Raw genomic sequence first — 23,774 nt, forward strand, 5'->3', positions numbered from 1 at the left:
CGGCCCCCTTCGCCGTGCCGCGACCGGGCAGCCCGGTCGTGACCGGGCAACCCCGGGCCGACCGAGACATACCTCGGCCCACGAAGGGTTGCCCGGTCACCGCTGGGCTTCCCGGTGGACGCAGGCGGTCAGAGGATGGGGACGCGACGGCGGGTGGCGGCGACCGGGGCGGGGTCGAGATCGGCGACGAGCATCCCCGGGGCGGCGTCGAGCCGGGAGCGGACCGCGCCGGTCGGGTCGGCGAGGACCGAGCGCCCGATGCCGAAGGGGCCGTCGCCGGACTGCGGGGTCCAGGCCTGGCCGACGCCGAGGAGCCAGGCCTGCGCGTCGTGGGCGCGGGCCTGGGTGAGCAGGTCCCACTGGTCAGCCTTGCCGGGGCCGTCGCCCCACGACGCCGGCAGGACGACGAGCTCGCTGCCCCGCCGGCCGAGCTCGGTGAAGTGGTCGGCGAAGCGGACGTCGAAGCACGTCGCCAGCCCGACGGTCCAGCCGTCGACCTGCGCCGTGACGACCGCGTCGCCCGCGGCGACGGTGTCGGACTCGCGGGAGTCGAAGGCGTCGAAGAGGTGGATCTTGCGATAGCTCGCCTCCTCGACCCCGGCGCCGGTGAGCAGGAGCGTGTTGTGCACCCGGTGCCGCACCTGGCCGTCGACCTCGACGTCGTCGGCAGGGGTGAAGAGCCCGACGACCGCGACGACGCCGTGGTCGGCCGCGGCCCGGCGCACCCCGTGGGCGAAGGGGCCGTCGAGCGGCTCCGCGGCGGTGTCGAGCCGCCGGCTGAAGGGCGCCATCGTCGCCTCGGGGAAGACGACGAGACGTGCCCCGGCCTCGGCAGCTCGCCGCACGCCGTCGACGACCTGCGCGAGGTTGTCCTCGACGTCGTGCGAGGCGACGAGCTGGACGCCGGCAACGCGCATCGGCTCAGGCACGCGGCTCCCCCTTCGCGCTCTCCTGCGCCTCGAGCGCCGCGCGGGCCTCGAGGTCGGCTCGCGCGACGAAGACGACCTGCTCGTCGCGGCACGCGGCGGCGAAGGCGTCGATCCGCTTGCGGATCTCGCGCCCGAGCAGCCACTGCCCGATCGTCACGCCGATGCGGCGGAACCACGGCGGGCCGACGATGTCATAGGTGTACTTCCACACCGCGCGGGTGCCGTCACCCTCGGGCGTGAAGCGCCACCCCCCGCCGAAGCGGGAGAAGAAGGGCGGGCCGCTCACCATCGTCATCCCGACCGACGTCGGCGGGCGCCACGACACGTACTCGCTGACCATCGTCGGGCTGATCGGGCCGAGGAAGGCCGACCGGGTGAAGGTCCGCACGCCGGTCGCCGGGTGCTGCGCCCCGTCGAGGAAGTGCTGCTCGCGGATGAAGGGGTCCCAGCCGCGGCGGATCGCGCCGTGGGTCTGCGAGACCGCGAAGGCCAGCTCGGGCGGGACGGGCACGTGGACGTCGGCGCTCACCTGGGGCATGACCCCACCGTAGGCCCCTAGGGTGGCGCCATGGCCACGCTCTTCAGCCAGATCATCGCCGGCGAGATCCCCGGGCGCTTCGTGTGGGCCGACGACGTGTGCGTCGTCATGCTCACCATCGAGCCGCTCACCGACGGGCACTGCATGGTCGTGCCGCGCGCCGAGCTCGAGCAGTGGACCGACGCCGACGAGCAGACCTGGGCCCACCTCCAGCGGGTGGCGATGGCCGTCGGTCGGGCGCAGCAGGCCGAGTGGGAGGCGCCGCGGGTCGGGATGCTCCTCGAGGGCTTCCTCGTGCCGCACCTTCACGTGCACGTGTGGCCCGCGTGGTCGCCCGCCGACGTCGAGCCGCACTCGCCGATGCGTGATGTGCCCGACGACCGCTTCGAGTCGGCGGCGCAGCGTCTGCGGGAGCGGCTGCGGGCCGACGGGCACGGCGAGCACGTCGTGGGTCCCGGACCGCTCTGACCCGCCCGGTGCCGCCAGGCGGACCCCGGCGTGACATCGGGGCTCGTCGTGGGGTTGGCTGGGCTCATGGCTAACACCGCACTCAAGGGCAACCGCGTCACGACCGTCGGCGAGCTCCCCGCCGCCCGCACGAAGGCCCCGGCCTTCGAGCTCGTCGGCGAGGGCCTCGCGCCGCTCACCTCCGGCGACCTCACCGGCCGCGTCGTGCTCAACATCTTCCCGAGCGTCGACACCGGCATCTGCGCGCAGAGCGTGCGCACCTTCAACGAGCGCGCCGTCGACCTCACCGACACCACGGTCGTCAACGTCAGCAAGGACCTCCCCTTCGCGCAGGCCCGCTTCTGCGGCGCCGAGGGCATCGACAAGGTGAAGATGGGCTCGGCCTTCCGCTCCTCCTTCGGCGAGGACTACGGCGTGACCCTCACCGACGGCCCGATGGCCGGGCTGCTCGCCCGCGCGGTCGTCGTGCTCGACGCGGACGGCACCGTCCTGCACAGCCAGCTCGTCCCCGAGATCGGCCAGGAGCCGGACTACGACGCGGCCATCGCCTCGCTCGGCTGACCCTCCCCCTCCAGACCTCGAGAGCCGCGCCGTCGCACCAGACGGCGCGGCTCTCGTATGTCATGGGCGAAGGGGGGACAGCCCGGGCGTCGTCGACCCCGCCGGACGGCGGGCCGGCAGCAGGTCAGGACCGCAGCAGGTCGACGGTGAGGTCGACGTGGCCGAGGTGCTGGAAGAGCTCCTCGACGACGTGCAGCGCGACGAACTCCTGGGTGATGACCTCGGGGTCGCCGTCGTCGCGCGGGGCGGGCCCGCGGGGGGCCGCCCCCGGCTCGAAGCCGACGAGGTCGTCGACCCAGCGCCGCCGCTGGGCGGCGACGAGCTCCTCGAGCTGGGCGAGCGTGCCGGTGGCGGTGAACTCGCTCGCGCGGTCACGGCTGATGGTGCGCCCCGCGATGGCCTCGCCGCCCCAGCGCTCCATGACCCCGCAGCAGTGGACGACGAGCGCGTAGACGCTGTTGGCCCCCTCGACGTCGGGGCGGGTGCTCAGCAGCTCGTCACCGAGGTCCTCGGCCCGGCCGAGCATCTTCACCAGGGCCGTGTCGACGTACCACTGGACGCTCTCGCGGGTCACGCCGCTCACTGCTCCCCCGCCGAGCTCTCGTCCTGCTCCACGTCCCCTTCGCCCTCGTCCTCGCGGCTGTCCTCGGTGGCGAAGGCCGCGACCGTGCCCGTCTCGAGCAGCTCGCGGAACTGCTCCTCGTCGAGGATGCGCAGCCCGAGGTCCTCGGCCTTCGTCGCCTTCGACCCGGCGTTCTCGCCGACGACGACCCAGTCGGTCTTCTTGCTCACCGAGCCCGACGCCTTGCCCCCACGGGAGAGGATCGCCTCCTTCGTCTCGTCGCGGCTGAAGCCCTCGAGCGAGCCGGTGACGACGACGGTGAGGCCCTCGAGCGTGCGCGGCGTCGACTCGTCGCGCTCGTCCTCCATCCGCACCCCGGCCGCCGCCCAGCGGTCGACGATCTGGCCGTGCCACGAGGCACCCGGCCCGTCGAACCACTCACGCACCGAGTCGGCGATCGTCGGGCCGACGCCGTCGACGGCCGCGAGCTGCTCCTCGCTGGCCTCGCGGATGGCGCTCATCGACCCGAAGTGCTGGGCGAGCGCACGCGCCGCGGTCGGGCCGACGTGGCGGATCGACAGGGCGACGAGCACGCGCCACAGCGGCTGCTGCTTGGCCTGCTCGAGGTTGGCGACGAGCCGCGCGCCGTTGGCCGACAGCACGCGCCCGTCGACGACCGCCTCGGGCGGGTCGGACTTCTTGGCCGCCCGTGTGTAGAGCGGCACCCGGGCGACGTCCTCGTCGGTGAGGTCGAAGAGGGTCGACTCGTCGGCGAGGACCCCGGCGTCGAGCAGGCTGATCGCGCCCTCCCAGCCGAGCGCCTCGATGTCGAGCGCCCCGCGCCCGGCGAGGCTGAAGAGCCGCTCGCGCAGCTGGCTGGGGCAGGACCGCGCGTTGGGGCAGCGGATGTCCTTGTCGCCCTCCTTCTGCGGGGCGAGGCGCGTGCCGCAGGACGGGCAGTGGGTCGGCATCTCGAACTCGCGCTCGCTGCCGTCGCGCAGCTCGGCCACCGGGCCGAGGATCTCGGGGATGACGTCGCCGGCCTTGCGCAGGACGACGGTGTCGCCGATGAGCACGCCCTTGCGGCGCACCTCGTGCGCGTTGTGCAGGGTGGCCATCGAGACCGTGGACCCGGCGACGGTCACCGGCTCCATGACGCCGAAGGGGGTGACCCGCCCGGTCCGGCCGACGTTGACCTGGATGTCGAGCAGGCGGGTGTTGACCTCCTCGGGCGCGTACTTGTACGCGATGGCCCAGCGGGGCGCGCGCGACGTCGAGCCGAGCCGCCGCTGCAGCGCGATCTCGTCGACCTTGACGACGACCCCGTCGATCTCGTGCTCGTAGTCGTGCCGACGCCGCTCGACCTCGGCGATGAAGTCGGTGACCTCGTCCATCGAGCCGAGCACCCGGTAGTGCGTCGAGGTCGGCAGGCCCCACGCCTGCATGAGCTCGTACGCGTGGCTCTGGCTGTCGATCTCGAAGCCCTCGCGGCGGCCCGTGCCGTGGACGAGCATGTGCAGCGGCCGCGACGCGGTGACCCGCGGGTCCTTCTGCCGCAGCGAGCCGGCCGCGGAGTTGCGCGGGTTGGCGAAAGGGGCCTTGCCCGCCTCGACGAGCCCGGCGTTGAGCTCGGCGAAGCCCTCGAGCGGGAAGAAGACCTCGCCGCGGATCTCGACGAGGTCGGGCACCGGGGCGTCGCCGCCCTCGAGGCGCTCGGGGACTTCGGCGATGGTCCGCACGTTCATCGTCACGTCCTCGCCGGTGCGCCCGTCGCCGCGGGTGAGCGCCCGGGTGAGGCGCCCCCCTTCGTAGAGGAGGTTCACGGCCAGGCCGTCGATCTTCAGCTCGCACAGGTAGTGCACGTCCGAGCCGACCTCGCGCTCGACGCGGGCGGCCCACTCCTGCATCTCCTGCGCGCTGAAGGCGTTGTCGAGGCTGAGCATGCGCTCGAGGTGGTCGACGGCGGTGAAGTCGGTGGAGAAGATCGCCCCGCCGACACGCTGCGTCGGGCTCTCAGGGGTGCGCAGCGAGGGGTGCGCCTCCTCGATCTCCTGCAGCCGCCGGATGAGCCGGTCGTACTCGCCGTCGCTGATCGTCGGCGCGTCACGCACGTGGTAGGCGAACTGCGCCGCCGTCGCCTGGTCGGCCAGCTCGCTCCACTCCTCGCGCAGGGCGTCGGGCACCTGGTCCGGGGTCTCCGGGGTGTGCTCGGCGGCGGCGTCGCCGGAGGTCTCGGGGATCTCGCTCACCCGCCAATCCTGCCGCACCCCACCGACAGCGTGACGCGGGCAGTGCGACGATGTCGCCATGGACGAGACGCCCCGCCCGCACGACGCCCGGGTCGACCTCGGGCGCCCGGAGCCCGGGCGGGCGGGCCTGCGCTGGGGGCTTGCCGCCCTCTGGCTGCTCGTCTGCGTCGTCATGATCCTGCGGGCCTTCCTCACGACCCGCTCGCCCGGGGTCGGCGCCTTCGTCCAGGTGGCCGTCTTCGCGGCGCTCGCCACCCCGGCGGGCAACCTCCTCGCCGCCGCGTGGCGCGCCCGGACGCACCCCACGACCGTCGAGAAGGTGGGCGACGACCTCGTCATCACCTCACCCGCCTTCCTCACCGACGCCCTCGTGGTCCCGGTCGAGGACGTCGCCGAGGTCCGACACGGGCAGGTCGGCCCTCCCGGCGAGACGAAGGGGTGGCCCGCGCTGAGCGCGGGGCCCGACCCCGAGGTCGGGCTGCTCCTCGCCCGGCCGACCGCTCTCCCCGCACGCGAGCCCGCGCCCTGGACCGGCCACGAGATGCCGCGACGCCAGCGTCTCGCCGTCGCCGTCCTCATGACCTCGTCCGACCCGCGCACCGCCGCCGAGGCGATCGGCGCGCTCGTCGGGGTGCCCGCCGTGGAGGTTCGAGACGCACGGGTCTCCTGACCGGCGGACCCCCCTTCGCCGGACAACCCCCGGACCCGCTCTTCCGCTGAGGGGCTCGGCGGGTGAGGATGAGGGCTCCCGCCGACCTACCGAGGAGTCACCGATGACGAACCTGGCGAGCAACCTCGTCGCAACCGCCCAGAAGCACCCGGACGAGGTGGCCATCCGGCTCGACGACGCCGAGCTGACGTGGAGCCAGCTGCACGGCCTCGCCGCGAAGGCCGCCGGGGCGATCCGGGCGGCCGGTGTCGAGCCCGGTGACCGGGTGGCGCTCATCCTGCCCAACGTGCCGGCCTTCCCCGTGCTCTTCTACGGCACGCTCCTCGCCGGCGGCACCGTCGTGCCGATGAACCCGCTGCTCAAGTCCGGCGAGATCGAGTACTTCTTCTCCGACTCGGGCGCGAAGCTCGCCTTCGTCTGGGGCGACTTCGTCGACGAGGCGGTGAGCGGTGCGCAGGACCTGAGCACCCGCGTCATCCGCTCCGGCCCGCTCGGCCCATCGGAGGAGGACCTCTCCCCCGCGGACCCGATCGCCGAGCCGACGGAGCGCGACCCCCAGGACACGGCGGTCATCCTCTACACCTCGGGCACGACCGGGCGCCCGAAGGGGGCCGAGCTCACCCACCGCAACCTCGACCTCAACGCGCAGCGCTCCGCCGAGAACATCATGGAGATGACCTCCGACGACGTCATCATGGGCTGCCTGCCGCTCTTCCACGTCTTCGGCCTCACGTGCGGGCTCAACGCCGCCGTGCGCTCGGGCGCGACGCTCACCCTCATCCCGCGCTTCGACCCCGCGAAGGCGCTCGAGGTCGTCCAGCGCGACCGCGTGACGATCTTCGAGGGCGTGCCGACGATGTACGGCGCGATGCTGGGCCACCCGTCGGCGCAGACCACCGACACCTCGAGCCTGCGCACCTGCGTCTCCGGCGGGTCGGCCCTGCCCGAGGACACGATGCGCCGTTTCGAGGAGGCCTTCGACACCCAGATCCTCGAGGGCTACGGCCTGTCGGAGACCTCGCCGGTCGCGTCCTTCAACATGCCCGACGCCCCGACGAAGCCCGGCACCATCGGGCGGGCCATCCCCGGCTGCGAGATGAAGCTCGTCGACGCCGACGGCAACGACGTCCCGCCCGGCGGCGGGGTCGGCGAGATCGCGATCCGCGGCGACAACATCATGAAGGGCTACTGGGGCAAGCCCGAGGAGACCGCGACGGCGATCCCCGACGGCTGGTTCCGCAGCGGTGACCTCGCGACGGTCGACGACGAGGGCTACTTCACCATCGTCGACCGCAAGAAGGACCTCATCATCCGCGGCGGGATGAATGTCTACCCGCGCGAGGTCGAGGAGGTCCTCTACTCGCACCCGGACGTCGTCGAGTGCGCCGTCGTCGGCGTGCCGGACGAGCTCATGGGCGAGGAGATCGGCGCGGCCGTCGCGCTCGCGCCGGAGTCGACGACGACGCTCGAGGAGGTCCAGGCCTACGTCAAGGAGCGGATCGCCGCGTACAAGTACCCCCGCCGCATCTGGCAGCTCGACGAGCTGCCGAAGGGGCCGACGGGCAAGATCCTGCGCCGCTCGGTCGAGGCGCCCGCGGAGTGACCCGCGGCGCGACCCGGTGGTCGTGACGTGACGAAGGGGGTGGCCCAGGCCACCCCCTTCGTGCTTATGGCTCCCATAACCCGACGTTATGATCTGGCGGTGAGCTTCTTCGTCTTCCCCAACCCCGTCAACGAGAAGGCGGCCCGCACCGTCGCGGCGGTCGTCGCCGCGACGAGCGCCCTCGTCCTCGTCACCGGGTGGTGGTGGCTCACGGTGCCGCTCGCGCTGGGATTCCTCGGCCGGGTCCTCGCCGGGCCTCGGCTCAGCCCCCTCGGCTGGGTCGCGATGCGGGTCGTCGCGCCCCGTCTGGGCGAGCCGGTCCTCACGCCGGGACCGCCCAAGCGCTTCGCCCAGGGCATCGGCGCGGTCGTCTCGACGACCGCCGCCGTGCTCTCGTTGGGGCTGGGGCTGACCACCGCCGCCGCCGTGCTGCTCGGCGTGCTCACGATCTTCGCGCTGCTCGAGTCGGCCGCCGGCTTCTGCGCCGGGTGCTGGGCCTTCGGGCACCTCATGCGCCTCGGCGTCATCCCCGAGGAGACCTGCGAGGCCTGCGCCGACATCCGGCTGCGCAGCCGCGCGACGGTCTAGGCCAGACCGCGCTCGCGGGCGAGGATCGCCGCCTGCACCCGTGATGCGCAGCCGAGCTTGGCGAGGACGCGCGACACGTGGGTCTTCGTCGTGGCCTCCGAGATGTGCAGCTCGGCGGAGATCTGGGCGTTCGACAGACCCTGGGCGAGCGCACGCAGCACGTCGACCTCGCGGGGCGTGAGGGCGAAGGGGGAGCCCCCCTCGACCTCCTCGGCCGGCGGCGAGGGCTCGGGAGCCGCCGCGAAGCCGGCGATGACGTGCCGGGTGACCTCGGGCGCGAGGACCGCTTCGCCGGCCGCGACGCGCTCGACGGCGTCGACGAGAGGGCCGGCGTCGACCGTCTTGAGCAGGTAGCCGTCGGCCCCCGCCCGCAGCGCACCGGAGACGTGCTCGTCGATCTCGAAGCTCGTGAGCACGAGCACCCGCGACAACGACTGCTCGACGATCTCGCGGGTCGCGGCGATGCCGTCGACGCCGGGCATCCGCACGTCCATGAGGGTGACGTCCGGCCGCAGGGCGCGGGCCTGCTCGACCGCCACCCGGCCGTCTCCCGCCTCGCCGACGACGTCGAGCCCGTGCGCCTCGAGGAGCAGGCGCAGCCCGGAGCGGACGGTCGCGTGGTCGTCGGCGATGAGGACGGTCGTCATGCGCTGCTCTCCTGGGTGCCTGTCTTCTGGGTGCTCTCCTGGGTGCCTATCGTGCGGGTGCTCGTCTCGTAGGTGCTCGTCTCGCGGGTGCTCACACGGTGGAGGGGGACGGCGGCGCGCACGCGCCACGAGTCCCCGGACGGGCCGGCCTCGAGGTGGCCGCCGAGCGCCTCGACGCGCTCTCGCATCGAGCGCAGCCCGAGGCCCAGTCCCGGCTCGTCGCGGTCCGGCCCCTGGGGCAGCGGCGAGACGACGGTGAGGACGAGGTCGTCCTGCACCGCGACGGCGACCTCGGCCCGCGGGGAGGCGGCGTGGCGGGCGACGTTGTGCAGGGCCTCCTGGAGCACCCGGTAGAGCGCCTGGCCGGTGGGGGCGGGCAGCTCGGGCAGCGGGTCGGGGTCGAGGCGCAGGGCGACCTCGGTGCCCCGCGACCGGGAGTGCTCGACGAGCGCGGGGAGGTCGGCCAGGGAGGGCGAGACGGTCATCGGCACGTCCGGTCGCAGGACGGCGAGCATCGACTGGAGCTCGCGGACCGCGTCCTTCGAGGTGGCGCGGACGACCTCGAGGGCGCGCCGCTGCGACCTCTCGTCGTGCAGCCCGGCCTCGGCATGGATGGTGATCGCCGCGAGGCTGCCGGAGAGCGCGTCGTGGAGGTCGCGGGCCATCTGCTCGCGCTCGCCCCGCCGCTCCTCGCGGGCGCGCAGCTCGGCGAGCCGGGCCTCGTCCTGGGCCTGCCGGCGCTGCGCGGCGAGGAGGTCGAGGGAGCGACGGCTCGAGCGCCCCCACCAGAAGGACGTGCCGAAGACGGCGAAGACGGTGAGCGCGGTGAGCACGCCGTCCTGCAGGTCGCCGGTGAGCGCCCAGACCGCGAGACCGCTCGCGGCGACACCGATGCCGATGGCCCAGTCGAGGGAGACGACGGCGCGTCCTCGGCCGTGCAGCCCGGCGGCGTAGACGAGCTCGATGATGACGAGGAGCGAGCCGATGCTGCCGCCGTACGCCGTCTCGACGGCGAAGACGACGACGCCCAGGGCGAGGCAGGTGAGGGGCCGCACCCTGCGCCACACCATGACCGCGCACAGCAGGAGCAGGGGCACGAGGTGCCACCAGCGCCCGCTCGGGCCGCGCGTGCCCTGGCCCCAGATGTCGACGAGGTCGATGGCGACGAGGACCGTGCCGAGGAGCGCCATGAGCGCTGCCCCGCGCAGGTCGAGGCCGATCGCCTCGGCCCTGCGCTGCGTCGTCACGACGTCATCGAACCACGGGGCCCGGCACCGGGCGTCATCCGAAAGGCGGACGCCGCGGCCGAGGCTGCTCCCCCTTCGGCCGATGTGCGCGACACGTCGCGCGGGTCACGGTGGCTGCCATGGACCTGCCCCAGCTGCTCACCCTCGCCGTGCTCGCCCTCGTCGACTCGACGAGCTTCGGCACCCTGCTCATCCCGCTGTGGTTCATGCTCGCGCCGGGCCGGGTGCGCCCTGGCCGGGTGCTCGTCTTCCTCGGCACGGTCGCGGGCTTCTACTGGGTCCTCGGGGTGGCGCTGGCTACCGGGCTGCTCACCGTGGCCGGCGACCTCGGGCAGTGGCTCTCGACGACGACCGGCACCCGCGTCCAGGTGGCCGTCGGCGTGCTGCTGCTCGCGACCGGCGTCCTCATGCCGACGAGGAAGAAGGGCGACGGGGGCGGCACGACGAGCCGGCGGGTGCACCGCTGGCGCGACCGGGCGATGGGTGTCGACGGGCAGCGCGGCGGCACGGGGGCCCTCGTCGGTCTGGCTGTCGCCGCGGCCGCGATCGAGGCGGCGTCGATGATCCCCTACCTCGCCGGCATCGGGATCGTCACGAGCGCGCCCGTCGGCGCGGCGGAGCGGGCGCTCGTGCTCGCCGGGTACTGCGTCGTCATGGTGCTCCCGGCGCTGCTCCTGCTCGGTCTGCGGCTGGGGCTCGGGCGACGTCTCGAGCCGGTGCTGCGGCGCGTGGCCGCGTGGATGGAGCGCACGTCCGGCGAGACCGTGGCCTGGGTGCTCGCGATCGTCGGGCTGCTGATCCTGAGCAACGCGGGCGACGCGGGGCTCCCGGGATGGATGCCCTTCGGCTAGCGCCGGCGGCGCCGCTCGTTCCACATGACGACGGCCGTGAGGATCGAGCTCGCGAGGAGGGCGGCCTTGGGCAGCTGGGTCCACAGCGACCACGTCGAGTAGTCGTAGCCCCGACGACCGGGTGCGACCCAGAGCTCGCGCCGGTCACCGGTCTCGACGCGGCCGTCCCCGCGGCAGGCGACCCACCAGCCCGTGCGGGTCCGGCCGTCGTCGTCGGTCCACCTGACGTCCACGCGGTCACCGACGTCGTTCTTCGCGCACCGGTCGGTGTTCGCCGTGACGTGGGTGACCATCACCTCGCGCCGGTCGGTGAGACCGAGCGCGTGGTGCCGCCAGTCCCCCATGAAGACCATCATCCCGAGCGCGACGACGACGAAGAGCCCGAGCATCCACCGGGTCATCTGCCACCACGTGCGCCAGAGGCGCCGGGCGAAGGGGGGCCGCCCCGGGGAGCCGGTCTGCGTCACCGGCCGCTCTCGGCCAGGGCCTCGGCGAGGTCCTTCGCGGTGCGCAGGGTCGCGACGGCGGACGCCGGGGTGGCCCCGGCCAGACCGCACGTCGGGGTGACGACGACGTCGGCCAGGCTCGCCGTCGTCAGACCGATCCGCCCCCAGGCCCCGGTGAGCCGGTCGTGGGCGGTGCGCCAGTCGGCGCCGACCCGCACCGCTCCTGCCCACAGGTGCGCTCCCCCTTCGACGGCCGCGGCGAGCTGCTCCCAGCGCGAGCCGTCGAGGAGGGTCGTGTCGAGCGAGAGCCCGTCGGCACCGGCCTCGTGCAGGAGCGTGACGGGGACCTCCGCGGCGCAGCAGTGGACGACGGTGCGGTGGTCGCCGGCGGCGTCGAGGACGACGCGAAGGGAGTCGCGCACCTCCGAGCGGTCGACGGCACGCAGCCGCCCGTACCCGGACTGCGTCGGCAGCCGCCCCTCGAGCACTGCGGGCACCGCGGGCTCGTCGACCTGGACGACGAGGTCGGCGCCGGGGACGAGCCGGGCGACCTCGGCGACGTGCGTGCGCAGGCCCTCGGCGAGCGACTCGGTGAGGTCGCGACGCGCGCCGTGGTCGCTGACGACGCGCTCGCCACGGGTGAGCTCGAGGGTGGCGGCGAGGGTCCACGGACCGCTGACCTGGAGCTTGAGCGGGCCCTGCCAGCCGTCGTAGGCCTCGGCGAGCTCGTCGAGGTCGTGGCGCAGGTGGGCCGCGGCCCGGCCCTCGTCGCGGCCGGGGCGGTCGACGAGCCGCCAGCCGAAGGGCTGGGTCTCGACGTGCAGGCCCTCGAGGAGCGATGCCGCGCGGCCGACCATGTCGGCCCCGACCCCGCGGCCGGGGAGCTCGGGCAGGTGGGGCACGCCGTCGCCGAGGAGGTCGCGCACGGCCCGGACGGCCTCGCGGGGGCTCTCGCCCGGCCAGCTGCCGACGCCGCTCACCCGGGTCGTCATGGGCAGGTCGGGGCTCGTCGAGGTCACGCCGGGCATCATCGCACCGGCGTCGCTCACAGGGTGAGCCGCAGCCGCACGGTGTCGCCGACGCCCACCCTCTCGGCGCGCTGGACCGCGACCTTGATGGGCACGTAGTAGCCGCCCTCGCGGGGGAAGAGCGAGGTGGTGAAGTCGGTGGCCCCCACCCGGCCCGACACCGGGATGCACCCCCAGCCGTAGGTGAGGTCTCGCGCGACATCGGCCACCTCCTGCGCCTGCGCGGCCGGCATCACCGCGAAGACGTAGGGCGCCGGCCCCCGCCACTCGACGACCTCCGCCTCGAAGTCCATGTCCACCCCGCCATCGTGGCACCACCCCCCGTCAGCCTTGGGAAGGCTGATGGTCGAGGGGGGAGGGGCGCTTGGTGGTTGAGGTGCGAGGGCCGCCAGGCCCGAGCCTCGAGACCACGGGGCCGTCGATGGTCGAGGTGCGAGGGCCGCCAGGGCCCGAACCTCGAGGCCACCCGACAGCTGGAGGTCGAGGTGACGCGCCATCGGCGGTTGAGGCGCGAGGTCCGCCAGGCCCGGAGCCTCGAAACCCTTGCTGACCGTTCACCGACAAGGCCTGGCCTGTTCGAACACCTGTTCGATATCGTGGAGCCATGGCGACGATGCCGCAACTCCTCGACCCGGGCACCCCGGGCCAGAGCCGCGTGCCAGCCCTCCTCGACCAGGCCCACGCCGTCGTCGACAGCCTCCAAGAGGCGATCGCCGCCGACCAACGCACCGCTGGGCGGGCCCTGCGCGCCGATCTCGTCGAGGTCGAACGCCTCGCCCGACGTGTCGAGGCCGCACGGCTGCGCCTGGTCGCCCGGGCGGACTCCGTGCGCGTGGCGGAGCGCACCGGGCACACCGACACCGGGGCCTGGGTCGCACAGTCCACGAACGGCGACCGACGACCCGCCTCACGCGACGTACGCCTCGCCACCGCCTTGACCGCGCCCAGCACGCCACCCCCAAGTGACTCCCCTGATCAGACCCCTGTCGGTCTGACCCTCGTCGGCTCTGAATCCCCTAGCACCCCGCCCGAACCGCCGCAGCCCGAGCTCGCCCGCACCGCCGCAGCCCTCGACGACGGGCGGATCAGCGCCGACCACGCCCGCGTCATCACCCAGGCGATGGACGACCTCCCCGACGGGCTCACCCTCGAGCAGCGCCGCGCCTGCGAGGCCGAGCTCCTCCTGCTCGCGGTCAACCGGGCACCGGCCAAGCTACGGATCGCCGCCAGGCGCGTCCTCGAAGCCGTCGAACCCGACGAGGACGTCGTCGACGCCCACGAGGATGACGTCCTGGCCTCCGAAGAAGCCCACGCCCGCGACGAGTCGGCCTTCTGGATCCGCGACAACCACGACGGCACCATGACCGGGCACTTCACCGTCCCCTGGGCCGCCGGCGCCATCCTCGGCAAGGTCATCGACGCCATGACCGCACCCCGACGCCGCACCCAGCCCGGCTCGGACACCGTGATCACCGAGCCCAGCGACCTCGCCCGCCTCACCGGCGACACCCGCGTCGACGAGCTCGACTGGCAGCACCGCCGCGGCCTGGCCTTCGCCGACCTCCTCACCCGCATCCCCACCGACCACCTCTCCCGCAAGGTCGCCGCCACCCTCCTGGTCACCACCCGACTCGACGACCTCACCGCAGACCTGCGCCGAGCCGGGAGCACCGACGCCGGCGACCACCTCGACGCCGGCACCATCCGCCGCATGGCCTGCGCCGCCGGGATCATCCCCGTCGTCCTCGGCGGACCCTCACAACCCCTCGACCTCGCCCGCCAGAAGCGGCTCTTCACCGAAGCCCAAGCCCTCGCCCTATCCCTGCGCTACGACACCTGCGCCGCCCAAGGATGCGAACGCCCCTTCGCCTGGACCGAGATCCACCACCTCCACGCCTGGCGAGACGGCGGCCAGACCGATCTGCTCAACGCCATCCCCCTGTGCGGCTACCACCACCGCATGATCGACGGACCCGACTGGCAGCACACCGTCCACCGCGCACACGACGACACCGCGACGATCCACTTCCACCGGCGCACGTAGAAGGACGCACGCGGTGATGACGCGGCGGCGGTCCCGGAGGGGGTGTGCGCGGTCAGCGGGCGGTGGACGCGATGGTCGCCGAGCCGACGACACGAGTGCCCTCGTAGAGCACGACCGACTGGCCCGGCGCGATGCCGCGCACGGCCTCGTCGAGGTCGACGACGAGGCGAGGGCCAGAGCCGTCTCCGTCCTCAAGGCGAGGGCCGGAACCGTCCTCGTCCTCACGGCGAGGGCCGGAGCCGTCTCCGCCCTCGAGGCGGGCGCGGGCCGGGATCTCCTCGCCGTGGGCGCGCAGCTGCGCACCCACGCGCACCTCGCCGGTCGGCGCGGGACCGCACCAGCGCGGCTGGGTGCCGACGACCTGGCGCACGCCGAGCAGGTCGGAGGTGCCGATGAAGACGCGGTTGCTCGAGGCGTCGACCCGGGTGACGAAGCGCGGCTCGCCGTCGAGGCTGCTGCGCTCGAGGCCCAGGCCCCGTCGCTGACCGACGGTGAAGCCGTAGGCGCCCGTGTGGGCGCCGACGACCTCGCCCGAGCGCTCGTCGACGACCTCGCCGGGCCGCTCACCGAGCCGGCCTGCGAGCCAGCCGCGGGTGTCGCCGTCGCTGATGAAGCAGATGTCGTGGCTGTCGGGCTTGCGGGCGACGGAGAAGCCTCTCTCCTGCGCCTCCTCGCGCACCTGCGGCTTCGTCGAGCGCCCGAGCGGGAAGAAGGTGCGGGCCAGCTGCTCGGCGTCGAGGACACCGAGGACGTAGCTCTGGTCCTTGGCCGGGTCGACGGCGCGGTGCAGCTCGCGGCCTGCTTGACCCTGCTCGACCTGCGCGTAGTGACCCGTCGCGACGGCGTCGAAGCCGAGGGCGAGCGCCTTGTCGAGGAGCGCGGCGAACTTGATCTTCTCGTTGCACCGCAGGCAGGGGTTGGGCGTGCGCCCGGCCTCGTACTCGGCGACGAAGTCGTCCATGACGTCGCGCTGGAAGGCCCCGGCCATGTCCCACACGTAGAAGGGGATGCCGAGCCGGTCGGCCACCCGGCGGGCGTCGCCGGAGTCCTCGATCGTGCAGCACCCGCGCGCGCCCTCGCGCAGCGTCGCGGCGCTGCGCGACAGCGCGAGGTGGACGCCGACGACGTCGTGGCCCTCGTCGAGCATCCGGGCGGCGGCGACGGCGGAGTCCACCCCACCGCTCATGGCGGCGACGACACGCATGGCGATCAGGCAGCGCCGCTGGCGCGGCGGGCACGGTCGACGGCGTCGGGCAGCGCGGAGAGCGCGGCGTCGACGTCGGCCTCGGTCGAGGTCCACCCGAGCGAGACGCGCAGCGAGCCGCGGGTCTCCTCCTCGCTGCGCCCCATGGCGAGCAGCACGTGGCTGGGCTGCGGCACACCGGCCTGGCAGGCCGAGCCGGTCGAGACCTCGACGCCGGCGGCATCGAGCAGGTACAGCAACGAGTCGCCGTCGCAGCCGGGGATGGTGATGTGGGCGTTGCCGGGCAGACGACGGGTGACGTCACCGAGCTCCCAGCAGCCGGAGACGCGGATGCTCGGGTCGATCTCACGGGCGCGGGTGAGGAAGCGGTCGCGCAGCGCGGCGACCCGGGCGGCCTCGGTCTCGATCTCGCCGACCGCCTCGGTGAGGGCGGCGGCGAGGCCGGCGATGCCCGCGACGGCGACCGTGCCGCTGCGCAGCGAACGCTCCTGGCCCCCGCCGTGGCTCGTCGGGACGAGCCGGGCGTCGCGCCGGGCGAGCAGCACGCCCACCCCGGTCGGCCCGCCGAACTTGTGCCCGCTCACGGCGAGCGTGTCCGCCTCGACCGCGGCGAAGTCGACGGGCAGGTGGCCCGCGACCTGCACCGCGTCGGTGTGGAAGGGGATGGCGTGCTCGTGGCACAGCCGTGCCATCGCGGCGACGTCCTGGACCGTGCCGACCTCGTTGTTGGCCCACATGACGCTGACGACGGCGACAGAGGCCGGGTCCTCCTTGACGGCGGCGCGCACGGCGTCGACCTCGATCGTGCCGCACTCCCCCGGCTCGACGAAGGTCAGCCGCGCCCCGGAGGTGTCGGCGAGGTGGGTCGCCGCGTCGAGCACCGCGTGGTGCTCCATCCCGGACAGCACGACGCGGTCGCGGGCGGGGTCGGCCTGGCGCGCGGCGAGGTAGGAGCCGAGCAGGGCGATGTTGTCGGACTCGGTGCCGCCGGAGGTGAAGATCACCTCGGACGGACGGGCACCGAGGGCATCGGCGACCGCCTCGCGCGACTCCTCGAGGACGCGCCGGGCCGCGCGGCCGGCGGAGTGCAGGCTCGAGGGGTTGCCGACGCGAGCCATCTGCGCGAGGACGGCGTCCCGGGCGACCGGGCGGATCGGGGTGGTCGCCGCGTGGTCGAGGTAGGTGCTCATCGCCGTCGAGTCTAGGCCGCCCACCTGTGGGGGCGGCCCGCCCGTCCTGCGGGGTCGGATCCCCCTTCGCCCTCGGTCAGGCGGCGATGACGCCGGTGCCCAGGAGGACGAAGAGGACGAGGGCGAGCCCGATCCGGTAGATGACGAAGGGGCGGAAGGTGTGGGTGGAGATGTAGCGCAGCAGCCAGGCGATGACCGCGTAGCCGATGACGAAGGAGATGACCGTCGCGACGGCGATCGGGCCCCACGCCGGCTCGACCGGCTCGTCCGCGATGTCGAAGAGCTGCTGGAAGCCCGAGAGCAGCACCGCGGGGATCGCGAGGAGGAAGGAGTAGCGGGCGGCGGCCTCACGGGTGTAGCCCATGAAGAGACCACCGGCGATCGTGCCCCCCGAGCGCGAGACGCCCGGGACGAGCGCCAGCGCCTGCCACAGGCCGTAGTACAGGCCGTGCCGGACGGTCAGCTGCTCGAGCTGGCGGTCCTGCTTCGCCCGGCGGTCGGCGACGTCGATGACGAGCGCGAAGACGAGCAGCATCGTCGCGGTGATCCACAGGTTGCGCGCCGGACCGGTGATGACGTCCTTGAGCGCGATGCCGAGCAGGCCGATGGGGATCGAGCCGAGGATGACCATCCACCCCAGGCGTGCCTGCGGGTCGCTGTGCGGGAGCTTGCCCGCGACGGCGAGGCACCACGACCGGATGATCCCGGCGATGTCCTTGCGGAAGTAGACGAGGACCGCCGCCTCCGTGCCGAGCTGGGTGATCGCCGTGAAGGCCGAGCCCGGGTCCTCGCCGAAGAAGCGCCCGACGATCGACTGGTGCGCGCTCGAGCTGATGGGCAGGAACTCGGTGAGCCCCTGCACGACGCCGAGGACGATCGCCTGCAGCCAGTCCATGTGTGGTGCTCCTGTGGGGTGGGGGTGGGTCGAGGAGGATCATGCCCTGCCGGACGTGCGAGACCCCGGGCGGGTGGTCCCGCCCGGGGTCGTGCGGGGGCTGGGTCAGCCCACCGAGATGTGCACGTGGTCGAAGTGGTTCTGGGTCGGGTCGCCCCGGTCCTCCATCGGCTTCCACGAGCCGCCGGGCATCCAGATCCGCTGCTTCCAGATGACGTACTTCACGTTGAGCTCGCTCGCGTGCTGCTGCACGAAGGCCGCGACGGCGTCGCCGTCGGCCGAGCCGCACATGACGTCGACAGCGTTGCCGGTGCCGTGGTCGCCGGGGTCGCCGGCGCGGTAGCCGCCGATGTTCGTCAGGTGGGGGTACTGCGAGCGGACCGCGGAGTAGACCGCCTGGGCGTTCGGGCCGAGGCCGACGGCCTGGGCCTGCGCGAGGTAGCTCGTCGTGTCGAGGCCACCGGCGGGCGCGGGGGCCTGCGTCGTCTCCTCGGGCGTCGCCTCGGGCTCGGGAGCCTCCTGCTCCTGCGGATCGGGCTGAGCCTCCTCGGTCTGCTCGACCGGCTCCGGGGTCTCCTGCTCGACCAGGGGCTGGGGCTCCGGCTTCGGGACCGGCTTGGGCTCGGGCTTCTTCACCGCGCCCACGTCGAGGTCGCCGGCCGACATCGCGCTCTGCAGCACGGGGGCGGGCAGGTCGGTCGGGACGGCGAGGGCGACGCGAGCGGTGCTGCGCTGCGCGGCGTCGTCGCCGCGGCCCTCGAGCATCGAGCTGGCCCGCGAGGACGCGGAGGCGTCGGGGGTGGGCTCGGCGGAGGCCGCACCGGTCGCGGTCGGCGCGGCGACGAGGGCGGAGGCGCCGACGACGAGGCCGACGCAGGCGGCGGACTTCAGGGCCGCGCCGCGGGGCAGCGTGCGCGAGAGGGAGCGCCGGGCAGGGGCACCGTGACGCGCCGCGTGCTTGGGAGGCTGGGTCACAGGGGGCAGACCTTCGCTTCGGGGGCAGAGCAGACCCGGCTCTGGCGAGCCGGGGTACCACCACAGTAGCGAGACCCGGGCGTGAAGTCACATTTCGATAACGCGCCGTGACGCACGTCGCCCCCGGCCGGTCGGCCGGGGGCGAGCTGCGCGTGCGGGCGAAGGGGGTGTCAGCCCTTCTTGCCCTTGACCGCCTCGGTGGCCTGCGGGAGCACCTGGAAGAGGTCGCCGACGACGCCGAAGTCGACGAGCTCGAAGATCGGCGCCTCCTCGTCCTTGTTGACGGCGACGATCGTCTTGCTCGTCTGCATGCCGGCGCGGTGCTGGATGGCACCGGAGATGCCGGCCGCGACGTAGAGCTGCGGGCTGACCTGCTTGCCGGTCTGGCCGACCTGGCTGGTGTGGGGGTACCAGCCGGCGTCGACCGCGGCGCGCGAGGCGCCGACCGCGGCGCCGAGGCTGTCGGCGAAGGCCTCGACCGGGGCGAAGTCGCCGCCGGTGCCGCGGCCACCGGAGACGACGATGGCCGCCTCGGTGAGCTCGGGACGACCGGAGGCCTTCTTCGGCTCGGACGCGGTGATCTTCGCGGCCTTGGCGGCGTCGGAGATCTGCGGGGTGAGCTCCTCGAAGGCACCAGCACCGGCGGCCTGCTCCGGGGTGGCGGAATTGGGCTTGACGGTGATGATCGCGGCGCCCTGGGTGACGCGGGACTTCACGCTGTAGCTGCCCGCGAAGACGGACTGCGTCGTGACGGGGCCACCCTCGCCGGCCTGGACGTCGACGGCGTCGGTGATGAGACCGGAGCCGGTCTTGACGGCCAGACGCGCGGCGACCTCCTTGCCGGCGGCGTTGCTCGGGATGAGCACGGCCACCGGGCTCGAGGCCTCGACGATCTGGGCGAGGACCTCGGCCTGGGGGGCCACGAGGTACTCCCCGACGGCGGGGTCGGAGACGGAGATGATCTTCTCCGCGCCGTAGCGGGCGAGCAGGTCCTTCGCGGTCTCGGCGCCGGGGCCGATGAAGACGGCGGTCGGCTCGCCGAGGCGGCGGGCGATCGTCAGCATCTCGGCGGCGGGCTTCTTCACCACGCCCTGGGCGTGGTCGACGAGCACGAGTACTTCAGCCATGGTTGTGTCTTTCCTCCTGGTCCTGGGCGCGGCTCAGACGAACTTCTGCGCGGCGAGGAAGTCGGCCAGCTTGCTGCCGCCCTCGCCCTCGTCGGTGACGATCTCGCCCTGCTCGCGCGGGGGACGCTTCGTGGTCTCGAGGACCTCGGTCCACGCGTTGGCCTGGCCGACCTGACCGGCGTCGACGCCGAGGTCGGCGAGGCTCCACGTCTCGACCGGCTTCTTCTTGGCCGCCATGATCCCCTTGAAGGAGGGGTAGCGCGGCTCGTTGATCTGGTCGGTGACCGAGACGAGGGCCGGCAGCGAGGACTCGATGGTCTCGCTCGCGGTGTCGCCGTCGCGGCGGATCGTCACGGTGCCCTCGGAGACGGTGAGCTCGGAGGCGTAGGTGACCTGGGGCAGGCCGAGACGCTCGGCGAGCATCGCCGGGACGACCGACATCGTGCCGTCCGTCGACGCCATGCCGGTGAGCACGAGGTCGGGGGTGCCGAGCTTGGTGATCGCCTCGGCGAGCACGAGCGAGGTCGCGGGGGCGTCGGAGCCGGCGATCGCGTCGTCGAGGACGTGCACGCCCTTGTCGACACCCATCTGCAGCGACTTCTTCACGGCGTCGGCGGCCGCCTCGGGGCCGATGGTGAGGACGGTGATCTCGCCCTCGCCGGTGGCCTCGACGATCTTCAGGGCCTCTTCGACGGCGTACTCGTCGAGCTCGGAGAGGAGGCCGTCGACCCCGTCACGATCGGTGGTGTGGTCCTCGGTGAACGTGCGGTCGGACTGTGCGTCCGGCACGTACTTGACGCAGACGACGATGTTCATCGCTGGCTCGTCCTCTTCCTCGTGTGGGTCTGGTGTCCGCCGGCCCCGCCTCGCCCCTGGGTGTGCCCCGGGTCGGGTGCAGGCCGACTCCCCCCGACGGTATCCCTCTGCCTGCGCCGCGCGGCCATCGAGGCGCCATGACCCTCACCACACGTCCACGCACGAAGGGGGGCGGATCACCCCTTCGTCGGCGCCGCCGGGTCCTCGCCCCGGGTGCGCACGACGCGTCCGGGGACGCCGACGACGATAGAGCGGGCCGGATAGCTCGCGCGGGCGATCGTGCCGGCGGCGAGGACGCTCTGGTCGCCGACGTCGGTGCCGCGCAGGACGACGCACTTCGTCGCGACCCACACGTCGTCGCCGATGCGCACGGGCGACTTGACGATGCCCTGGTCCTTGATCGGGATCTCGAGCGAGTCGGTGCGGTGGTCGAAGTCGCAGACGTAGACGTCGTCGGCGAAGAGGCACGAGCTGCCGATCTCGATGTCGAGCCAGGTGTTGATCGTGTTGCGGGTGCCGATGACCGTCTTCGCGCCGATGCGCAGGGTGCCCTCGTGGGCGCGCAGGCGGGAGTGGGGGCCGATGTGGACGAAGGGGCCGACGACGAGCCGCCCGAAGCCGGGCCGGACCTCGAAGCGCACGTCCGGGCCGATGAAGCACGGGCCCTCGAAGACGAGACCGGGGTTCGCCGCGCGGGCGCGGATCATCCGCAGGTAGCCCAGGAGGTGGTGGTGGGTCCACGCGCGGTTGCTCACGACCCAGGCGACCCAGCGCGCGGCGCCCCAGCGCTCCCCCGCCGCGAGGGGCGGGCGGCGCAGCCGCGCGACGAGGCTCACCGCGGCTTCACGCCGGTGACGCCGACGTTGTAGAAGAAGCGCTGCGGCACGACCCGGGCGAGCACGTCGTCGACGCGCATGAGGCGCTGCCAGCCGCGGTAGGCGAAGATCGCCCAGCGCAGCCCGAGCGCGTCCTCGCGCACCGCGCACTCGAAGGTCCGCACGGGCCAGCCGAAGACGGCCGAGGCGAGCTCCTCGGTCGCGGTGCCCACGTGCTCCGCCCCGGCCCGGCGGGCGGTCTCGGCGAGCTCGTCGGGGTCGAAGGTGTGCAGGTCGACGACCGCCTCGAGGGCGGCCGCTCGCGAGGACTCGTCGAACTCGGCCTGCGGGCGGGCCCAGCGACCGCGCAGCGGCGGCAGCGCGACGACCCGGGTCGCGACCTCCCACGTCGCCCGGCCGAGCGCGCGGGCGTACTGGTGGCCGATCCGGGTCGGCTCCCCCGCGATGACGAAGCGCCCGCCGGGGCGCAGCACGCGCAGCACCTCGCGCAGCGTCGCCTCGACGTCGGGGATGTGGTGGAGCACGGCATGGCCGACGACGAGGTCGAAGCTGTCGTCGTCGTAGGGCAGCGACCCGGCGTCGGCCACCCGGCCGTGGGCCTCGAGACCGAGCCGGCGCGCGTTCTCCTGCGCCGCCTCGACCATGCCGGGCGAGAGATCGGTGACGTGGACCTCCCGCAGGAGGCCGGCGAGCACGAGGTTGAGCGAGAAGAAGCCGGTGCCGGCGCCGAGCTCGAGAGCGCGCCCGTAGGGCACCTCCTCGCCCGGCAGCCGCCGGCCCCGCACGACCCGCTCGAAGCGGTCGCGCACGACGGCGGTGCACCGCTCGTCGAAGCTGATCGACCACTTCTCGTCGTAGGTCTGCGCCTCCCAGTCGTGGTAGAGCACCTGGGCGAGGGTGTTGTCCTCCCAGGCGTGCTCCACGTCCTGCGCGCTCGCCGGCTGCGGCATCAGGCGCCCTCGAAGGTCGCCTTGCCCGGGCCGTCCTCGACGAAGGAGCGCATGCCGGTCGTGCGGTCCTTCGTCGCGAAGAGCCCGGCGAAGAGCATCCGCTCGATCTCCAGCCCGGTCTGCAGGTCGACCTCGAGACCGGCGTCGATGGCCTGCTTCGCGGCGCGCAGGGCGTACGCCGGGCCGGTGACGTAGGGCGCCACCATCTCCTTGGCCGCCTCGAGCACGTCGCCCTCGACGACCCGGTCGACGAGGCCCATCGCCAGCGCCTCCTCGGCGTCGACGAAGCGGCCCGAGAAGACGAGGTCCTTGGCCTTGGCCGGCCCGACGAGGCGGGCGAGACGCTGGGTGCCCCCGGCCCCGGGGATGACCCCGAGGAGGATCTCGGGCTGGCCGACCTTCGTCCCGACCTTCGCCACCCGGAAGTCCGCGCACAGCGCGACCTCGTAGCCCGCGCCGAGCGCGAAGCCGGCGATCGCGGCGACGGTCGGCTTGGGGATGCCAGCGAGCTTGCGGGTGAAGTCCTGCAGCGCCTGGGAGTGGTCGACCATGTCCGTGTAGGACATCGTCTGCATCTCCTTGATGTCGGCGCCGGCGGCGAAGACCCGCTCCCCGCCGTAGAGGATGACGGCGCGCACGTCGGAGCGCTCTGTCGCCTCCTCGGCCGCGGCGACGAGCTCGCGCTGCACCTGGGCGTTGAGCGGGTTCATCTTCGGGCGGTCGATCCGGATGACCCCGATGCCGCCCTCGACCTCGAGGGTGACGAAGTCGCTCACCGGGGCAGCTCGCCCTCGCCCGGGGCGGGGGCCGCGGCGTCGGCGCCCGGCTCGCCCTCGCCCGGCTGCATGCCGGGGACCTGGCCGGTCGCGCGCTGGTGCCACAGCTGCACGCCCTGGATGACGAGGGGCACGGCGATGCCGAGCAGCCCGCGCACGTCGGCGCCGCGGGGCAGGATGTGCTCGCTCGTCACGAGGAGGGTGTCGTTGGCGACGGCGGCCTTGACGAGGTTGAAGGCGACGTTGACGTCGTTGCTGATCTTGAGGCGCTCGAGCTCGTCGGCGGGCACCGGGTCCTCGAGGGACCACTGGCCGAAGACGCGCAGGACGTTGGACTCGTCGTCGGCGCAGCGCACGAAGAGCTGCTGGTCCTCGAAGGCGAAGGCGACGTCGCCGTCGTCGTCGATGCGGGACTCGACACCGAGCTCGGTGAGGGCCTCGTTGACACGGTCGCGAAGGGGGGCCTCGGCGGGGGCGTCGTCGCCGCCCTGGGCGGGGCCGCCGGTGCTGGGGGTGAAGTTCGGCAGTGCGGTGGGATCGCTCATGCCCCCCAACGTACCTACTGCCTACAGTT

General features: G+C 73.5%; 26 protein-coding genes. 7 read left to right on the forward strand and 19 right to left on the reverse strand.

What is annotated here, in order from left to right; translation table 11 throughout:
* Positions 1-128 precede the first annotated feature (128 nt).
* Both EEW87_RS06690 and EEW87_RS06695 read right to left on the reverse strand, forming a co-directional pair.
* On the reverse strand, positions 129-929 hold the full coding sequence (locus EEW87_RS06690; RefSeq protein ID WP_240341668.1) for a carbon-nitrogen hydrolase family protein: 801 nt from the start codon (positions 927-929) through the stop codon (positions 129-131).
* Positions 922-1,467, reverse strand: coding sequence for an SRPBCC family protein (locus tag EEW87_RS06695; RefSeq protein WP_123093324.1), 546 nt, complete (start codon positions 1,465-1,467; stop codon positions 922-924). The genes EEW87_RS06690 and EEW87_RS06695 overlap by 8 nt, the downstream gene beginning before the upstream one ends.
* Positions 1,468-1,497: 30 nt before the next feature.
* Between EEW87_RS06695 and EEW87_RS06700 the strand changes: the two genes are divergently transcribed.
* Together EEW87_RS06700 and tpx are read left to right on the forward strand one after the other, a co-directional pair.
* Entirely contained in the window at positions 1,498-1,935 is a 438-nt protein-coding gene (locus EEW87_RS06700; protein ID WP_068274472.1) for an HIT family protein, read from the forward strand.
* A 66-nt stretch (positions 1,936-2,001) separates the two neighbouring features.
* Positions 2,002-2,496 (forward strand): thiol peroxidase, encoded by a 495-nt coding sequence (gene tpx, locus EEW87_RS06705; protein ID WP_068274468.1) that lies wholly within the window; start codon positions 2,002-2,004, stop codon positions 2,494-2,496.
* A gap of 124 nt (positions 2,497-2,620) precedes the next feature.
* Here the strand turns inward: tpx and EEW87_RS06710 are convergent, their stop codons facing one another.
* Both EEW87_RS06710 and ligA read right to left on the reverse strand, forming a co-directional pair.
* Positions 2,621-3,070 (reverse strand): mycothiol transferase, encoded by a 450-nt coding sequence (locus EEW87_RS06710; RefSeq protein ID WP_148041619.1) that lies wholly within the window; start codon positions 3,068-3,070, stop codon positions 2,621-2,623.
* A 5-nt stretch (positions 3,071-3,075) separates the two neighbouring features.
* Entirely contained in the window at positions 3,076-5,307 is a 2,232-nt protein-coding gene (ligA, locus tag EEW87_RS06715; RefSeq protein ID WP_123093326.1) for an NAD-dependent DNA ligase LigA, read from the reverse strand.
* Positions 5,308-5,365: 58 nt separating this feature from the next.
* Between ligA and EEW87_RS06720 the strand changes: the two genes are divergently transcribed.
* From EEW87_RS06720 to EEW87_RS06730, 3 genes are all read left to right on the forward strand, one after another.
* Complete coding sequence (locus EEW87_RS06720; protein WP_123093327.1) at positions 5,366-5,977, forward strand: hypothetical protein; 612 nt, start codon at positions 5,366-5,368, stop codon at positions 5,975-5,977.
* 103 nt (positions 5,978-6,080) lie between these two features.
* Positions 6,081-7,580: a long-chain-fatty-acid--CoA ligase gene (locus tag EEW87_RS06725; RefSeq protein WP_123093328.1), complete on the forward strand. Its 1,500-nt coding sequence runs from the start codon at positions 6,081-6,083 to the stop codon at positions 7,578-7,580.
* Between the two features lie 99 nt (positions 7,581-7,679).
* A complete protein-coding gene (locus EEW87_RS06730; RefSeq protein ID WP_123093329.1) occupies positions 7,680-8,168 on the forward strand; it encodes a DUF4395 domain-containing protein in 489 nt (162 codons plus the stop codon).
* Here the strand turns inward: EEW87_RS06730 and EEW87_RS06735 are convergent.
* Together EEW87_RS06735 and EEW87_RS06740 are read right to left on the reverse strand one after the other, a co-directional pair.
* Positions 8,165-8,815 (reverse strand): response regulator, encoded by a 651-nt coding sequence (locus EEW87_RS06735; RefSeq protein ID WP_068274458.1) that lies wholly within the window; start codon positions 8,813-8,815, stop codon positions 8,165-8,167. The genes EEW87_RS06730 and EEW87_RS06735 overlap by 4 nt on opposite strands.
* Positions 8,812-10,062, reverse strand: coding sequence for a sensor histidine kinase (locus EEW87_RS06740; RefSeq protein ID WP_123093330.1), 1,251 nt, complete (start codon positions 10,060-10,062; stop codon positions 8,812-8,814). The genes EEW87_RS06735 and EEW87_RS06740 overlap by 4 nt, the downstream gene beginning before the upstream one ends.
* Before the next feature lie 119 nt (positions 10,063-10,181).
* Between EEW87_RS06740 and EEW87_RS06745 the strand changes: the two genes are divergently transcribed.
* Positions 10,182-10,913 carry a GAP family protein gene (locus EEW87_RS06745; protein ID WP_123093331.1) on the forward strand — a complete coding sequence of 244 codons (732 nt, stop codon included), beginning with the start codon at positions 10,182-10,184 and terminating at the stop codon, positions 10,911-10,913.
* Here EEW87_RS06745 and EEW87_RS06750 read toward each other — a convergent pair.
* From EEW87_RS06750 to EEW87_RS06760, 3 genes are read right to left on the reverse strand one after another with little or no spacing between them, the layout of a single operon-like run.
* Positions 10,910-11,380 carry a hypothetical protein gene (locus tag EEW87_RS06750; RefSeq protein WP_123093332.1) on the reverse strand — a complete coding sequence of 157 codons (471 nt, stop codon included), beginning with the start codon at positions 11,378-11,380 and terminating at the stop codon, positions 10,910-10,912. The genes EEW87_RS06745 and EEW87_RS06750 overlap by 4 nt on opposite strands.
* Positions 11,377-12,378, reverse strand: a complete 1,002-nt coding sequence (locus EEW87_RS06755) for a uroporphyrinogen decarboxylase/cobalamine-independent methonine synthase family protein (RefSeq protein WP_318825908.1) — start codon at positions 12,376-12,378, stop codon at positions 11,377-11,379. Before EEW87_RS06755 ends, EEW87_RS06750 begins: the two co-directional genes overlap by 4 nt.
* Before the next feature lie 26 nt (positions 12,379-12,404).
* On the reverse strand, positions 12,405-12,680 hold the full coding sequence (locus tag EEW87_RS06760) for a DUF1905 domain-containing protein (RefSeq protein ID WP_123093343.1): 276 nt from the start codon (positions 12,678-12,680) through the stop codon (positions 12,405-12,407).
* Between the two features lie 311 nt (positions 12,681-12,991).
* Here EEW87_RS06760 and EEW87_RS06765 point away from each other — a divergent pair, with 311 nt between their 5' ends.
* A complete protein-coding gene (locus tag EEW87_RS06765; RefSeq protein WP_163562391.1) occupies positions 12,992-14,431 on the forward strand; it encodes an HNH endonuclease signature motif containing protein in 1,440 nt (479 codons plus the stop codon).
* A 52-nt stretch (positions 14,432-14,483) separates the two neighbouring features.
* On the opposite strand, the gene mnmA is transcribed toward EEW87_RS06765, so the two are convergent.
* From mnmA to EEW87_RS06815, 10 genes are all read right to left on the reverse strand, one after another.
* The gene (gene mnmA, locus EEW87_RS06770) at positions 14,484-15,635 is read right to left on the reverse strand and encodes a tRNA 2-thiouridine(34) synthase MnmA (protein WP_123092350.1); all 1,152 of its coding nucleotides are present in this window, start codon (positions 15,633-15,635) and stop codon (positions 14,484-14,486) included.
* A gap of 5 nt (positions 15,636-15,640) precedes the next feature.
* The gene (locus tag EEW87_RS06775) at positions 15,641-16,825 is read right to left on the reverse strand and encodes a cysteine desulfurase family protein (protein WP_123092012.1); all 1,185 of its coding nucleotides are present in this window, start codon (positions 16,823-16,825) and stop codon (positions 15,641-15,643) included.
* Positions 16,826-16,901: 76 nt separating this feature from the next.
* A complete protein-coding gene (locus EEW87_RS06780; RefSeq protein WP_123092013.1) occupies positions 16,902-17,720 on the reverse strand; it encodes an undecaprenyl-diphosphate phosphatase in 819 nt (272 codons plus the stop codon).
* 105 nt (positions 17,721-17,825) lie between these two features.
* On the reverse strand, positions 17,826-18,695 hold the full coding sequence (locus tag EEW87_RS16960; RefSeq protein ID WP_123092014.1) for a VldE C-terminal domain-containing protein: 870 nt from the start codon (positions 18,693-18,695) through the stop codon (positions 17,826-17,828).
* A 170-nt stretch (positions 18,696-18,865) separates the two neighbouring features.
* Positions 18,866-19,822, reverse strand: a complete 957-nt coding sequence (locus EEW87_RS06790; RefSeq protein WP_123092015.1) for an electron transfer flavoprotein subunit alpha/FixB family protein — start codon at positions 19,820-19,822, stop codon at positions 18,866-18,868.
* A 33-nt stretch (positions 19,823-19,855) separates the two neighbouring features.
* Entirely contained in the window at positions 19,856-20,638 is a 783-nt protein-coding gene (locus EEW87_RS06795) for an electron transfer flavoprotein subunit beta/FixA family protein (RefSeq protein WP_068277733.1), read from the reverse strand.
* A gap of 176 nt (positions 20,639-20,814) precedes the next feature.
* The gene (locus EEW87_RS06800; RefSeq protein ID WP_123092016.1) at positions 20,815-21,474 is read right to left on the reverse strand and encodes an acyltransferase; all 660 of its coding nucleotides are present in this window, start codon (positions 21,472-21,474) and stop codon (positions 20,815-20,817) included.
* Positions 21,471-22,424 carry a class I SAM-dependent methyltransferase gene (locus EEW87_RS06805; protein WP_123092017.1) on the reverse strand — a complete coding sequence of 318 codons (954 nt, stop codon included), beginning with the start codon at positions 22,422-22,424 and terminating at the stop codon, positions 21,471-21,473. The genes EEW87_RS06800 and EEW87_RS06805 overlap by 4 nt, the downstream gene beginning before the upstream one ends.
* Complete coding sequence (locus tag EEW87_RS06810) at positions 22,424-23,200, reverse strand: enoyl-CoA hydratase/isomerase family protein (RefSeq protein WP_068277739.1); 777 nt, start codon at positions 23,198-23,200, stop codon at positions 22,424-22,426. Before EEW87_RS06810 ends, EEW87_RS06805 begins: the two co-directional genes overlap by 1 nt.
* Complete coding sequence (locus EEW87_RS06815) at positions 23,197-23,745, reverse strand: T3SS (YopN, CesT) and YbjN peptide-binding chaperone 1 (protein ID WP_068277741.1); 549 nt, start codon at positions 23,743-23,745, stop codon at positions 23,197-23,199. Before EEW87_RS06815 ends, EEW87_RS06810 begins: the two co-directional genes overlap by 4 nt.
* Positions 23,746-23,774: the final 29 nt, after the last annotated feature.

Origin of the sequence: Janibacter melonis (genome assembly GCF_003721155.3) — a bacterium.
Lineage (GTDB): Bacteria > Actinomycetota > Actinomycetes > Actinomycetales > Dermatophilaceae > Marihabitans > Marihabitans melonis.

Excerpts from the sequence above, each read along its gene's own strand:
- EEW87_RS06695 (WP_123093324.1), bottom strand. The coding sequence starts at position 1,467 with ATGCCCCAGGTGAGCGCCGACGTCCACGTGCCCGTCCCGCCCGAGCTG.
- EEW87_RS06700 (WP_068274472.1), top strand. The coding sequence starts at position 1,498 with ATGGCCACGCTCTTCAGCCAGATCATCGCCGGCGAGATCCCCGGGCGC.
- tpx (WP_068274468.1), top strand. The coding sequence starts at position 2,002 with ATGGCTAACACCGCACTCAAGGGCAACCGCGTCACGACCGTCGGCGAG.
- EEW87_RS06720 (WP_123093327.1), top strand. The coding sequence starts at position 5,366 with ATGGACGAGACGCCCCGCCCGCACGACGCCCGGGTCGACCTCGGGCGC.
- EEW87_RS06725 (WP_123093328.1), top strand. The coding sequence starts at position 6,081 with ATGACGAACCTGGCGAGCAACCTCGTCGCAACCGCCCAGAAGCACCCG.
- EEW87_RS06735 (WP_068274458.1), bottom strand. The coding sequence starts at position 8,815 with ATGACGACCGTCCTCATCGCCGACGACCACGCGACCGTCCGCTCCGGG.
- EEW87_RS06745 (WP_123093331.1), top strand. The coding sequence starts at position 10,182 with ATGGACCTGCCCCAGCTGCTCACCCTCGCCGTGCTCGCCCTCGTCGAC.
- EEW87_RS06760 (WP_123093343.1), bottom strand. The coding sequence starts at position 12,680 with ATGGACTTCGAGGCGGAGGTCGTCGAGTGGCGGGGGCCGGCGCCCTAC.
- EEW87_RS06765 (WP_163562391.1), top strand. The coding sequence starts at position 12,992 with ATGGCGACGATGCCGCAACTCCTCGACCCGGGCACCCCGGGCCAGAGC.
- mnmA (WP_123092350.1), bottom strand. The coding sequence starts at position 15,635 with ATGCGTGTCGTCGCCGCCATGAGCGGTGGGGTGGACTCCGCCGTCGCC.
- EEW87_RS06775 (WP_123092012.1), bottom strand. The coding sequence starts at position 16,825 with ATGAGCACCTACCTCGACCACGCGGCGACCACCCCGATCCGCCCGGTC.
- EEW87_RS06780 (WP_123092013.1), bottom strand. The coding sequence starts at position 17,720 with ATGGACTGGCTGCAGGCGATCGTCCTCGGCGTCGTGCAGGGGCTCACC.
- EEW87_RS06790 (WP_123092015.1), bottom strand. The coding sequence starts at position 19,822 with ATGGCTGAAGTACTCGTGCTCGTCGACCACGCCCAGGGCGTGGTGAAG.
- EEW87_RS06795 (WP_068277733.1), bottom strand. The coding sequence starts at position 20,638 with ATGAACATCGTCGTCTGCGTCAAGTACGTGCCGGACGCACAGTCCGAC.
- EEW87_RS06805 (WP_123092017.1), bottom strand. The coding sequence starts at position 22,424 with ATGCCGCAGCCGGCGAGCGCGCAGGACGTGGAGCACGCCTGGGAGGAC.
- EEW87_RS06815 (WP_068277741.1), bottom strand. The coding sequence starts at position 23,745 with ATGAGCGATCCCACCGCACTGCCGAACTTCACCCCCAGCACCGGCGGC.